Origin of the sequence: Sodalis sp. (in: enterobacteria), assembly GCF_051710625.1 — a bacterium.
Classification (GTDB): domain Bacteria; phylum Pseudomonadota; class Gammaproteobacteria; order Enterobacterales; family Enterobacteriaceae; genus JBPESN01.
The window spans coordinates 1-11,934 of record NZ_JBPESN010000023.1; the positions used below are offsets into that span (position 1 = coordinate 1).

11 protein-coding genes and 3 pseudogenes are annotated in these 11,934 nt (G+C 57.6%); 2 read left to right on the forward strand and 12 right to left on the reverse strand.

Annotated features, from left to right (window positions below; genetic code table 11):
* Positions 1-419: pseudogene (locus ACTBDU_RS07940) on the forward strand (DDE-type integrase/transposase/recombinase); the annotation flags it as partial.
* A 785-nt stretch (positions 420-1,204) separates the two neighbouring features.
* Positions 1,205-2,119, forward strand: coding sequence for a DMT family transporter (locus ACTBDU_RS07945; protein WP_438806100.1), 915 nt, complete (start codon positions 1,205-1,207; stop codon positions 2,117-2,119).
* A gap of 89 nt (positions 2,120-2,208) precedes the next feature.
* Here the strand turns inward: ACTBDU_RS07945 and ACTBDU_RS07950 are convergent, their stop codons facing one another.
* The 12 genes and pseudogenes from ACTBDU_RS07950 to fabF all read right to left on the reverse strand — a co-directional run bounded on the left by ACTBDU_RS07950 (position 2,209) and on the right by fabF (position 11,901).
* Positions 2,209-2,442, reverse strand: coding sequence for a hypothetical protein (locus ACTBDU_RS07950; protein WP_438806101.1), 234 nt, complete (start codon positions 2,440-2,442; stop codon positions 2,209-2,211).
* Positions 2,443-2,493: 51 nt separating this feature from the next.
* Positions 2,494-2,760, reverse strand: coding sequence for a hypothetical protein (locus ACTBDU_RS07955; RefSeq protein WP_438806102.1), 267 nt, complete (start codon positions 2,758-2,760; stop codon positions 2,494-2,496).
* Between the two features lie 284 nt (positions 2,761-3,044).
* Positions 3,045-3,563 carry a penicillin-binding protein activator LpoB gene (gene lpoB, locus ACTBDU_RS07960; protein WP_438806120.1) on the reverse strand — a complete coding sequence of 173 codons (519 nt, stop codon included), beginning with the start codon at positions 3,561-3,563 and terminating at the stop codon, positions 3,045-3,047.
* The gene (locus ACTBDU_RS07965) at positions 3,490-3,795 is read right to left on the reverse strand and encodes a hypothetical protein (protein ID WP_438806123.1); all 306 of its coding nucleotides are present in this window, start codon (positions 3,793-3,795) and stop codon (positions 3,490-3,492) included. Before ACTBDU_RS07965 ends, lpoB begins: the two co-directional genes overlap by 74 nt.
* A gap of 115 nt (positions 3,796-3,910) precedes the next feature.
* On the reverse strand, positions 3,911-4,258 hold the full coding sequence (gene hinT / locus ACTBDU_RS07970) for a purine nucleoside phosphoramidase (RefSeq protein WP_438806103.1): 348 nt from the start codon (positions 4,256-4,258) through the stop codon (positions 3,911-3,913).
* Between the two features lie 238 nt (positions 4,259-4,496).
* Positions 4,497-5,920 (reverse strand): annotated as a pseudogene (gene ptsG, locus ACTBDU_RS07975) (PTS glucose transporter subunit IIBC).
* 320 nt (positions 5,921-6,240) lie between these two features.
* Positions 6,241-7,038 (reverse strand): metal-dependent hydrolase, encoded by a 798-nt coding sequence (locus tag ACTBDU_RS07980; protein ID WP_438806104.1) that lies wholly within the window; start codon positions 7,036-7,038, stop codon positions 6,241-6,243.
* A gap of 20 nt (positions 7,039-7,058) precedes the next feature.
* On the reverse strand, positions 7,059-8,054 hold the full coding sequence (gene holB, locus ACTBDU_RS07985; protein WP_438806105.1) for a DNA polymerase III subunit delta': 996 nt from the start codon (positions 8,052-8,054) through the stop codon (positions 7,059-7,061).
* Positions 8,051-8,692 carry a dTMP kinase gene (tmk, locus tag ACTBDU_RS07990; protein ID WP_438806121.1) on the reverse strand — a complete coding sequence of 214 codons (642 nt, stop codon included), beginning with the start codon at positions 8,690-8,692 and terminating at the stop codon, positions 8,051-8,053. Before tmk ends, holB begins: the two co-directional genes overlap by 4 nt.
* Positions 8,682-9,707 carry an endolytic transglycosylase MltG gene (gene mltG, locus ACTBDU_RS07995; RefSeq protein ID WP_438806106.1) on the reverse strand — a complete coding sequence of 342 codons (1,026 nt, stop codon included), beginning with the start codon at positions 9,705-9,707 and terminating at the stop codon, positions 8,682-8,684. The genes tmk and mltG overlap by 11 nt, the downstream gene beginning before the upstream one ends.
* Positions 9,708-9,785: 78 nt before the next feature.
* Complete coding sequence (gene pabC / locus ACTBDU_RS08000) at positions 9,786-10,583, reverse strand: aminodeoxychorismate lyase (RefSeq protein WP_438806107.1); 798 nt, start codon at positions 10,581-10,583, stop codon at positions 9,786-9,788.
* Between the two features lie 75 nt (positions 10,584-10,658).
* Positions 10,659-11,901 (reverse strand): annotated as a pseudogene (gene fabF / locus ACTBDU_RS08005) (beta-ketoacyl-ACP synthase II).
* Positions 11,902-11,934: the final 33 nt, after the last annotated feature.

The window sequence follows — 11,934 nt, forward strand, 5'->3', positions numbered from 1 at the left end:
TTGCGGTTGTTCTTGATCTGGTCGCGAGGAAACCGGTGGGCTGGGCTATGTCATTCTCCCCGGACAGCAGACTGACCATCAAAGCACTGGAAATGGCATGGGAAACGCGTGGTAAACCAGCCGGAGTGATGTTCCACAGCGATCAGGGTAGCCACTATACGAGCAGGTAGTTCTGACAGTTGCTGTGGCGTTACCGGATCAAACAAAGCATGAGTCGGCGGGGGAACTATTGGGATAACAGTCCGATGAAGCGCTTCTTCAGAAGTCTAAAAAATGAGTGGATACCGGTAACGTGCTACATAAGCTTCAGCGGAGCAGCTCATGAAATTACCGACTATATCGTGGGACATTACAGCGCACTCAGGCCGCATGAATATAACGGTGAGTTGCCACCAAAGGAATCAGAAAATAGATACTAGAAAAACGCTAACGCGGTGGCCAGTTTTAGTTGACCACTACACGGGGCGGCAAACGCAACATTCAGGTTACAACGCTTGCCTCATTATAAACCCTATTGTGCGTCAGGGTATCCCCCAGCGCATGTCATTTCGCCTATGTGCGACAAGGTCCGTGCTAATGTTATGTCAATGCCGGGCCACTCGGGCCGTAAACGTTTCCCGGCGTCAGACTGGCGAGACAAGCCGCCGAGAGTCACATAAGAATGCTTTAAAAAAGTTTCATGGCAATAAGAATTATCACGGCGCTTAATTCGTGGAAAACGTTACTTTTTTCGAGATAATAAAGAGCGCACGTTTGGATATCAGTAATAATATTTTGCGCCAACACGTCATATTCAGTCGGGATAGGAAAACACTGGCTTACTCCAGCAAAGCATTTAATATAATGCGTCAGCTGACGATACCCATTAGGATTATGTTTTTATTTCTTCCAAAACAACAACAATTAATGTCAGATACCGTTTTCGTTGTTTGATAACACCAACCGGGCGCCAATATATCCCCTCTGGGCTTCTCGTTTGCTTGTTTTCTAAAAGGAGATTCGGCGTTAAATCCGCTTTCAGCGCCAAGGCGCATCACGTATAGGTGTGCAGTAATTAACGCAATAGTATATTTACCTTTCTTACAGCCTGTTAGTGTCCTGCGCAGTGAATGTCATACGTTGCAATGACTCAATAAGCGCTGCGTTAAATAATATTTTTCTCCCGCCAAGCGGGTAGACTTATTCTTTTGAACAGGAGATTTTCATGCGAAGGATCACGATATCACTGCTATTTATCCTTGTTTGTTTAACCTGGGGCACGACCTGGCTTGCCATGAAAATTGCGGTGGAAACCATTCCGCCATTATTTGCGACCGGCATGCGTTTCATGGCCGCCTCGCCGCTGCTTATTATTATGGCCTGGGTGACCCGTGTGCCATTACTTTTTTCTCGCGGGCAGCGTCTTTTTCAATGTGCCGTGACGGTATTTTATTTCGCTATTCCGTTTTCGCTAATGATTTACGGCGAGCAAACCGTGAGTTCCGGGCTGGCGTTGGTGATTTTCGCCAACATGCCGGTGGCGGTGCTTATTGCCTCGCTGCTGCTTTTGAAGGAAAAAACCTGCAGACTACAGATACTGGGATTAGTGCTGGCCATTGCCTCGCTGACCGTGGTGCTGCTAAGCGAAGCGAAGGAGACCAACCGCTGCCACTGGCAGGACGCCCTGACCCTGCTCGCCCCACTAATCATGCATGCGATTATGTATACACTTTGCAAGCAGCGCGGCAGCCGCGTGGCAATGCTGACCTTCAATGCGCCACCTTGCGCCGCCGCGGGTCTCGCATTGATAGTTGGCGGCTGGTTCCTAGAGCACCCCCGCTGGCAAGATTTTTCTTCCAAATCGATAAAGGCAACGCTCTATTTGGGCGTGGTGGCAGGGGTGTTTGGTATTCTGTGTTATTTTGCGCTACAGAAGAAAGGCAGCGCCTTCCAGGCTTCCACGGTTTTCTTGCTTTTTCCGGTTATCGCGCTGTTGCTGGAAAACGCCCTTTATGGCTATACGCTGTCGCCGGTCTCGCGCCTGATGCTGTTGCCGCTCAGCGCCGGGATTTTATTGACGCTGCTGTATCGCAACGCGATGCCACGTCTGAACGCCGGTGATCGACATGTTACGCTTTGAAACCGGCGAGAAGGCCGCTTTCCGGCAAGCGGCGCGCGGAGGTTGACGATTGCGCAAGCGCACAATGCCATGCGGCTTAGCCCGGCAAATTAAAATAGCGGCGCCGCCAGGGCGATAAAATCGCGAGTATCGCTTTGGTGCCAGCGCGTCTCATACCACAGCAGCATCAAATAATTGACCCAGGGGATCCAGGCGTCAACCTGCCGGCGCAAACGACAGTATGCAAGACCCAGCATTTGCCGCACATAGTCGGCCAGCACCCCCTCACGGTTTGCCACCGGCAGCATATTGCCGCAAAACAATGCCGCCAGCTCCAACGCCACATCGCCATCACCAGCATACTCCCAGTCGATAAGCGCTAAAGACCGGTCCGCCTACTGCAGCACATTGCCTTGATGCACATCCATATGCAACAGCACCTGATGCAGGATCGCCGGCGGACGCCGGTGTAAAAATCGCCGCTGCAACCTCAACCACAACCAGGCCGGCGAACAGCGTGCCGGACGCTGCTCTGCCAATAACGTGCATAGCGCGCTGGCAGATCTAACGGATACCCGCGGCGCCGGCGTTGATGCAACGTCGCCAGCGTCGCCGCCAAGGTGCCCGCCGTCAAGCGCGTGCCGCCGGTCTCGTACGTCCAAGGGCTCGCCCGGCAGCCAGTCCGCCAGCAGCCAGCCGGCGCGGGTAACCCCGCGGACACGGCGCCAGACCGCTGCCGTTTATAGACCGCGTAACAGGCGGAACTCTCAACGCTGATTAACGCCCAGCTGCGTTTTCTGCCCGCTGGTGCCGCGCGCCAGCACATCAAACCCGGCCCCCTGCAGCCGCCAGCTTTCGCCGGTCAGGACGCTGGCCGGCTGAGGGTTTGCCCCCCTCCGTCAGCGCAGGCGGCAGGCAATGCGCCAGCGCCAATCGCGGGGCAACATCAGCCTTGAGCAACGCCGTTACCGGACCAGATAATCTCGCCGGTTTGCACCAGCATCAGTTGAAGCTCGAGCGTTGGCTGCTTCACGTCGCCGGCGGCAGCGCTATAAAGCACATATTGCGCGTTAAGATAGCGCGCCATCCCCACCGCTTTGCTGCGCGATTCCAGACTGTCGTCCGCAGAAAGTCCCAGCGTCTGGCGTGCCGCGTTCAATTGGTTAGTGCCGACAACCTGAAATTTCCCGCTGGCGTCCGCAATCAGGCGGGTGAGCACCGCCGTGGCTTTACCGGTCTGCACGCTGCCGTTGGTGGCATTTTTCATGGTGTTGACCAGCAGCACGCTGCCGTCGTTGATTCCCTCTACCGCCAGCATTTGCTGCACCAGAGGCGACAGGCTGGCCTGCCAGTCTATGGTCTTGATTTTTGGCGGCATGGGCACCGGTTCGCTAATGGCCGGCGGCGGCTGTACCGGAACCGAAACCGGTGGTGGAATGGGTTCGATGGGCGCCGGCGGCGGCACGGGCTTTCGGGAGGTACAGCTGGCCAGTACCAGCGCCGCGAGGACGATTAAGGCTCTCTTTTTCATTGTAGACTCGACGTTGCCCCTTTATTGCAAAGACAAATAGAGACAGACGGACGTGTTTCGCCTCCAGATTACCATTCACCGCTTGCACTCGCGCTTCGCCGTTAGGCGGTACGATGAGCGTGCGCGTGACGGTAATGCCGGCGCTGAGCACCGCCGGATCCATCACCAGCGATTGCTGGTAATGGATGACAAGGGCAGGATCGCCGCTGCCGCCGCTACAGCCGGCGAGCAGCTATAGCGCCACTCCCCAGGCTGCTAAACGCATGTTTTTCCCCAACGCATCAGGCCACCAGCGGTCCAAGCGGTTTACCGCCCAAAAGATGCATATGCAAATGATAAACTTCCTGACCGCCGTGGCGGTTGCAATTCACGATCAACCGGTAGCCCTCCTCATCGATGCCCTCTTGCCGGGCGATTTTCGCTGCGACGGTGAACAAGCGCCCCAGCGCTGCTTCATCGTCGGCGGTGACATCATTGGCAGTGGGGATGAGTGCGTTAGTGACAATTAAAATATGGCTGGGCGCCTTGGGGCTGATGTCGCGAAAAGCGGTAACCAAATCATCCTGATAGAAAATATCAGCGGGAATTTCCCGGCGGATAATTTTACTGAAAATAGTTTCTTCGGCCATGACGGCGTTCCTTGTTTCCTGACTGATTGGTCACGGGAGTATGAGTGAGGAGCCTCCTACTTTTCAACCGGCCGCGTCATTAAAATAAATTTGTTAAACGTACAGTGGCGACGTGGACGTATTAATCATAGCAAACAAGGAGGCTTTCGCCTCCTTGTACCAAATAAAATTTGCCACCGCGGGCGAGCATGGATTCACTGTGGCGCATGCAGGCTGCGCCAGCATGCGCCGGCGCGGGTTATATCGCTTGCCGCAAACAGTCATCCATTTCGGTTTTCAAATTATCCGATTGGGTACCAAAAATCGTTTGTACGCCGGAACCTACCACGACCACACCGCGGGTGCCCAGCTGTTTCAGACCGGCCTGATCCACTTTCGCCACATCTGCCACGCTGATACGCAGCCGGGTGATACAGGCGTCAAGACTGGTGATATTGGCTTTGCCGCCGAAAGCTCTCACCAGCGCCGCGGCCCGTTCGCTGCCACTCTGGGATAGCGACTCAACGACCGCGACATCGCGCCCCGGCGTGTTTAGATTCAGCTTTACGATAAGCAGGCGGGACAAACTGTAATACACCAGACCATACGCTATTCCCACCAGCGGAAACAGCCAGATGCGGCTACTGTTGCCGCTGAGAACCACAAAATCGATTAACTCATGGGAAAAACTGGTGCCGTCGCGCATGCCGAGCAGAATACACAACGGGAACGCCAGCCCGGCCATCAAGGCGTGAATGGCATACAACACCGGCGCTACGAACATAAAGGAGAACTCGATTGGCTCGGTAATACCGGTCAAAAAGGCGGTCAACGCGGCGGAAATCATGAATACCGCCGACGCGGGCGCGATTCTCCGGCCGGGCGGTGTGCCAAATAGCAATGGCCGCGGCCGGCAGGCCATACATTTTAAACAAAAAGCCGCCCGAGAGCTTGCCGGCGGTGGGATCGCCCGTTATATAACGAGGAATATCACCATGAAAAACCTGACCGGCGGCATTAGTGAATTCACCTACCTGCATCTGGAAGGGGACATTCCAGATATGGTGCAGGCCAAACGGCACCAGCGCCCACTCCACCACGCCATAAATCGCGAAGGCCATCATAGGATTCTGGTAGGCGGCCCAGTGGGAAAAATCCTGGATAGCAGCGCTAATAGGCGGACAGATAAACGACAGCACCAGGCCGACCAGAATCGCCAACAGACTGGAGATAGTCGGCACAAAGCGTTTACCGGCAAAGAAACCGAGATATTCCGGCAGCTCGATGCGCTAGAAGCGGTTAAACATCGACGCGGCGATGGCCCCGGCGATAATCCCCCCCCAAAACCCCCGTATCCGCCAGATGTTTGACGGCGACCTCGTCTGTGCTCAAATGGAGAATTAACGGCGCCACGACAGCGATGCTTTTTACCATAATACCGTAGGCCACCACCGCCGCCAAAGCCGAAACGCCGTCGTTATGGGTAAAACCCAGCGCCACGCCAACCGCGAAAATCAGCGGCATATTGGTAAAAACCGCTCCTCCTGCCTCCGCCATGACATCCGAGACAACGGCCGCTAGCCAGCTAAATTCGGCGGAGCCTACCCCCAGTAAAATGCCGGCAACAGGCAACATTAGCGATTTACCGATTTTTTGCAGGTGCGCGAATGCATTCTGCAACATGTTTTTTTCACTCCTGAAGCAGAATCGTGGTGCATCAGACGCCGCGTCGGGAGCAAACCGGTGCTGGAACCTGTGGATAGACGTTATTACCCTGAAAAAGAAAGCGCCCGGGCTCAACCGGCATTTTAGACCTATATCAGGTCACTGTATTTACGACGCCGCCGTGCGCGACGGCGGCCAGATGGCGGACAGCAGCAGACGCTCGCGGTGGCGCCGCGCTGCCGGACATTTGCCGTTCGATCCACACGGGTATAGTTGCGCGCAAAAGTAACACCATTTAATATTTATTTCAAGTCAAATAATAAGGTAGTTGATTTACATCAGCTGGCGTCGAGGTAGGGTTGCACGTCGACGTGGAACAAACGATCGAAATTGGCGGTGGTAGCGGCCGCCAACTGCGTTAGGAAGACCCCTTTCAGTGTCGCCATATACTCCGCCACATCACGCACATAAGCCGGCTGATTCTCTTTGCCGCGGTAAGGTACCGGCGCCAGATAGGGAGAGTCGGTTTCCACCAGTAGCCGATCCAGGGGAACAAAGCGCGCCGCCTCGCGCAGCGCCTCGGCGTTGCGGAAGGTGACAATCCCGGAGAACGAGATGTAAAAGCCCAGGTCCAACAGCGCTTTGGCCGTCGCGCGGTCTTCAGTGAAGCAGTGCAATACGCCGCCGCATTCATGGGCCTGCTCCTCACGGAGAATGGCTAGCGTGTCTTCGCACGCGCTGCGGGTGTGCACGATTACCGGTTTATTCAGCGCGCGCGCCACGCGGATATGTTCGCGGAACACCGCCTGCTGCTGCGCCTTATTATCCTGCTGATAATAGTAATCCAAACCGGTTTCACCGAGCGCTACCACGCCCTCCCCCGCCGCCAGACGCCGCAGGTCGGCGAAATCGTAAGGCTCATCGAGATTCAGGGGATGGATGCCGCAGGAAAACAGCACATCATCGCGGCGGCCTATCATTGCCGTCATGGCATGAAAGCCGGGGAGCGTAGTACATACCGCCAGCATCAACTTCACATCGCGCGCGCGGGCCTTGTCGGCGACATCCGCCACATCCCGGTGCAGCGTTTGATAATCCAGGCCATCGAGATGGCAGTGGGAATCGACCAGAAACATAGTTTAACCTTTTTTTTATATCACAAGGAAACGCAGGCATCCGGCACACCTTGCTCCCAATTGAGCAAGTAGTGGGTCAGCAAGAGTTCGCGATTGACGCCGCTTATCTCCTGGCACTGACGCAGGCATTGCAGCCACTGTTGCCACTGCGCGTGTAGTACCTCGGCCGGCCAGCGCGCGGCCAGCGCGGCCACCAGCTCCGCCCTGTCGGCGTTGACCAGAGAGGCCTGCGCGCCCTGCTGCCATTTCAGCGCATCGGTCAGCAGGCTGAGGAGCCAATGCAGCGGCCCATCATCTTTATCCCGGTTTAGCGCCGGCAAGAGCGTTAAAAAGTCGCCGGTGCCGTGGGCCTCGTGCAGCGCCGCGCACAGCGCCAGCCGCTCCTGCCAACACGCCGGCTGAAGTAACGCTTCCGCCGCCAGTGGCGCGTTAGCGCACAGCCGCAGCGCGGTGCAAGCAGACAATGTGTCGTCAAAACCCGCCTGTCGTAACCAGCGCAGGCCCAGCGCCTCATCAGGAGCTGGCAGCGGCCAATAGAGACAGCGGCTTCTGAGCGTCGGCAACAGGCGCGACGGTGTCTGGCAGCCCAGCAGAAAATAGGTGTCTGCCGGCGGCTCTTCCAGTGTTTTCAGTAGCGCGTTGGCTGCTTGCTCAGTGAGCAGCTCGACGTGGGGCAGCCAGACCACCTTTACCCCTCCCTGACGGGAGCGGCCATACACGCTGTCGATAATGGCGCGAATGTTATCCACCCCCAGACTTTGGCGGCCTTTTTCCGGCTCCGGCTGATAAAAGTCAGGATGGTTGCCGGCCATCATCAGCCGGCAGCTGTGGCAAACGCCGCAGCTCTTGCTACCATCCGGCTGCCGGCACATCAGCCAGCGGCTCAGCGCATAGCATAACGACGCCGCGCCGTTGCCAGGCTGGCTGTGCAACAGCAAAGCATGATGCCCACTCGCCTGCTGGTAGAGCGCCAGGATTTGCCGATAGGGGCCGTTTAGCCAGGGATACCATTTCATGGCGATGGTGCCTGGGCCCGCAACCATTGCGTCAGTTGATGACGAAGCGCGGCGCTCACCACAGCGAGCGGCTGACTGGCATCAAGGGTGACGATGCGATCGTCCGCCGCCGCCAGCGCCTGATAACGTGCGCGGGTGCGATCGAAGAACGCCAGCGATTCCACCTCGACGCGATCCAGCTCGCCGCGGGCGCCGGCGCGGGCCAAACCGAGCGCCGGCGGGATATCGAGGTACAGCGTCAAATGGGGACGAAAATCCCTCAGTACCGCATCGCGCAGGGTTTGCAACAGACGCGCATCCATACCGCGTCCCCCACCTTGATAAGCCTGGGAGGAAAGATCGTGGCGGTCGCCCACTACCCAGGCGCCTCGAGCCAGCGCCGGCTTGATAACGCCTTCCACCAGCTGTACCCGCGCGGCGTAGAGCATGAGCAATTCTGCACGGTCGGTCACAGGCTCCTCGCCTACCCCGTCTTTGATAAGCGTACGCAGCACCTCCGCCAGGGGCGTGCCGCCCGGCTCGCGGGTAAAAACGACATCGCGAATGCCCTGCTCCCGCAGGACGTCAACCACCTGCGCGATGGCGCTGGTTTTGCCGGCGCCTTCCAGGCCTTCAATCACGATGAATTTACTGTTCATGGTTTTCCTTTGCATTTTGCCGCTGCCGATATTGCTGCACCGCCTGATTATGGCTCGCCAGATTGGTGGAAAAAATATGGCCGCCGCGTCCATCGGCGACGAAATAGAGATAGGCACTCTTCTCCGGATGCGCGGCGGCTTCGAGGGAAGCCCGGCCGGGCATCGCAATCGGCGTCGGCGGCAGCCCGGTAATAATATAGGTATTATACGGCGTCGGCGCGGTTAAATCCTGCCGCGTGATCGTACCGCGATAATCGTCGCCCATACCGTATATTACCGTCGGATCGGTCTGTAATTTCATCCCGGTACGCAGGCGGTTGATAAACACCGACGCCACCCGCGCCCGTTCCTCTTTCACCCCGGTTTCTTTCTCAACGATAGAGGCCATGGTCAACAGCGCCTGCGGGGAGGTGTACGGCAATCCTTCGGCCCGTCCCTGCCAAATTTCGGCCCGCGTGGTCTTCATGCGCTGGCGGGCGCGCTTGAGAATCGCACTGTCGGGGGTATTCGCGGTATACAGATAGGTATCGGGATAAAATTGCCCCTCCAGCACGCTATCCGCCGGTTCCCCCCATTTTGCAGCCAACATTTGCGGCGTAACGCCCTGCAGATCGTGTTTCAGATAGGGAGCCTGTGCCAGCACGCCCAGCCACTCTTTAAGCGTCGACCCTTCAATAAAGCGGATGGCAAACTGCGCTTCTTTGCCGGTGGCCAGCAGCAGTAGCAGATCGCGCCCCGTCATCCCCGGCTTCAGGCGATAGGTACCGGCCTTTACCGGCGCGAACTTCGGCTCCAACTCCATCAGCCAGGGCAGCCAGCCGACATGCCGCGCCAAATGCTGCTGGCGCAGCAGCTTTTCCAGGCCGTCGCGGCCGGTGCCGGCCGGCAGGGTAAAAATCGTTTCCTGCTTGAGGAGCAGAGACTCGGCGGCGAAGTGTTTTAACCGCAGCAGGCAACCGACGACCAGCGCAAGCAGCACCAGCGGCACCAAGATCAGAGGCCGTTTCATTTTCATCGTTTACTTTTCTTTCCCTTCCAATCTCGCTGGCCTGCCAAACGGCGGCCACAATAACGTCTTTTCGTCCGGCGCCCCTCAACACAGCGGGTAAAGCTGCAGGTACAGGGTTCTATCGCCATAGTGCCGTTCGTCTATCGCTTTGACCGGCACTATCGGCAAAAGCGCGCTGGTGATGAACACCTCGTCCGCGGTCGCCAGTGCCCCGGGGCCGACGGCGACCTCCGTAAGCGCATAGCCTAACGCCGGCAGCAACGACATAACGTGACGACGCACCACACCCGCAACGCCTGCGTAGTGCAGCGCGGGCGTAAACACGTCCTGCCCCCGGCGCCAAAAGAGATTGGCGCCGGCGCACTCCACCACCACCCCTTCGCTATCCAGCACCAGCGCTTCATCCGCGTCGTCGCGCTCCAGATGGGCGCGGATCAGCACCTGCTCAAGCCGATTATTATGTTTGATGCCGGCCAGCAGCGGATTTCGCGCCAGACGTACCGGGCTTTGATGTAACCGCACCCCGTCCTGGCGCCAGCGGGGATAATGCGCCGGCGCAGGCGAGCGCGAAACGATGCGCACCGGCGCGCCACAGCCGCTAAAGCTATAGCCCCGGCCGCCGCTGCCGCGGCTTATCAACGCTTTGAGGACACCATCGCCGCCGTCCCCTGCCGCCATCAGCATTTCCCGGCGCAGGGCCTCGGCATCGAACGGCGCGAACAGTAACCGCTGCGCCGCCAGGTCCAGTCGTTCGAGATGCCAGGCCAACAAGGGAATATCACCATCCAGCACCCGGGCGGTGGTGAAGAAACCGTCGCCAAAATGTATCGTACGATCGGCGAGCGGCAATTGTGCCTGCGGAATCCCGTTGATCCAATACATTTCGCCTCCTGTGGGCCGGTCGTAGGATAGTAAAAAAAATGGCCCGTTAACGGCCCATTAGACAACATGTTACGATTATATCGCGCGGAACACCAGCGAGCCTTTGGTCCCGCCAAAGCCGAACGAGTTATACAAGGTATAATCCATTCCCTTCACCTGGCGAGCCTCTTTTGGCACATAGTCCAGATCGCAGCCCTCGTCGGAGTTATCCAGACTGATGGTCGGTGGAATCGCCTGATCGCGCAACGCCAACACGCTGAAGATCGCCTCGATAGCGCCGGCCGCCCGGAGCAGATGAGCCGTCATCGATTTCGTCGAGCTGACCATCACTTTGCGCGCATGCTCGGCGAAGACCTCCTTTACCGCCTGGGTTTCTGCTTTATCGCCTGCGGGTGTCGAGGTGCCGTGCGCATTGATGTAGGCGACCTGTGCCGGCGTTATGCCCGCATCATGCAGCGCATTAATCATTAAGCGCGCGGCGCCAGCGCCATCGTCCGGCGGCGATGTCATATGGTAAGCATCGCTGCTCATGCCAAACCCGACCACTTCGACGTAAATTTTCGCGCCGCGCCGTTTGGCGTGCTTGTACTCCTCCAGCACCATGACGCCCGCGCCGTCGCCCAGCACGAAACCGTCACGATCGCGATCTCAGGACCGGCTTGCGGTCTCAGGACTCTCGTTGCGGGTCGACAGCGCTCGTGCCGCGCCAAAGCCGCCAACGCCGAACGGCGTGTTGCCTTTCTCGGCGCCCCTTGCCAGTATGACGTCCGCATCGTCATACGCGATAATACGCGCCGCATGGCCGATATTATGCACACCGGTAGTACAGGCGGTGGCCATAGAAATGCTGGGTCCGCGCAGGCCGCACATGATGGACAAATGACCGGCCACCATATTGACGATGGTCGAGGGCACGAAAAACGGACTGATTTCACGCGGTCCGCCGTGCCCCAGCGCGGTATGATTCTCTTCAATCAACCCGAGGCCCGCCAATACCCGAACCGATGGCCGCACCGATACGATCGGCATTGTCTTCGGTCACAACCAGGCCGGAGTCCTGCATTGCCTGGAGGCCTGCAGCAACGCCATATTGGATGAAGGCATCCATCTTGCGAGCTTCTTTGCGCGACAGACAATCTTCAGAATTAAAATCTTTAACTAAGCCTGCAAAACGTGTTGCATAGGCAGTAGTATCAAAATGGTCGATCAGGCCAATGCCACTCTGTCCGGCAAGGAGCGCGCTCCACGTAGATTCTACAGTATCGCCAACAGGAGACAACATGCCAAGTCCGGTCACAACTACTCGACGCTTAGACACGTTTGTCCTCCAGGGAGGGAAAATAGTTTACTG

What these genes read in the sequence shown, in the direction of transcription:
- holB (WP_438806105.1), bottom strand. Translation starts at nt 8,054, where the DNA reads ATGAAATGGTATCCCTGGCTAAACGGCCCCTATCGGCAAATCCTGGCG.
- mltG (WP_438806106.1), bottom strand. Translation starts at nt 9,707, where the DNA reads ATGAAAATGAAACGGCCTCTGATCTTGGTGCCGCTGGTGCTGCTTGCG.
- hinT (WP_438806103.1), bottom strand. Translation starts at nt 4,258, where the DNA reads ATGGCCGAAGAAACTATTTTCAGTAAAATTATCCGCCGGGAAATTCCC.
- tmk (WP_438806121.1), bottom strand. Translation starts at nt 8,692, where the DNA reads ATGAACAGTAAATTCATCGTGATTGAAGGCCTGGAAGGCGCCGGCAAA.
- ACTBDU_RS07980 (WP_438806104.1), bottom strand. Translation starts at nt 7,038, where the DNA reads ATGTTTCTGGTCGATTCCCACTGCCATCTCGATGGCCTGGATTATCAA.
- pabC (WP_438806107.1), bottom strand. Translation starts at nt 10,583, where the DNA reads ATGTATTGGATCAACGGGATTCCGCAGGCACAATTGCCGCTCGCCGAT.
- ACTBDU_RS07945 (WP_438806100.1), top strand. Translation starts at nt 1,205, where the DNA reads ATGCGAAGGATCACGATATCACTGCTATTTATCCTTGTTTGTTTAACC.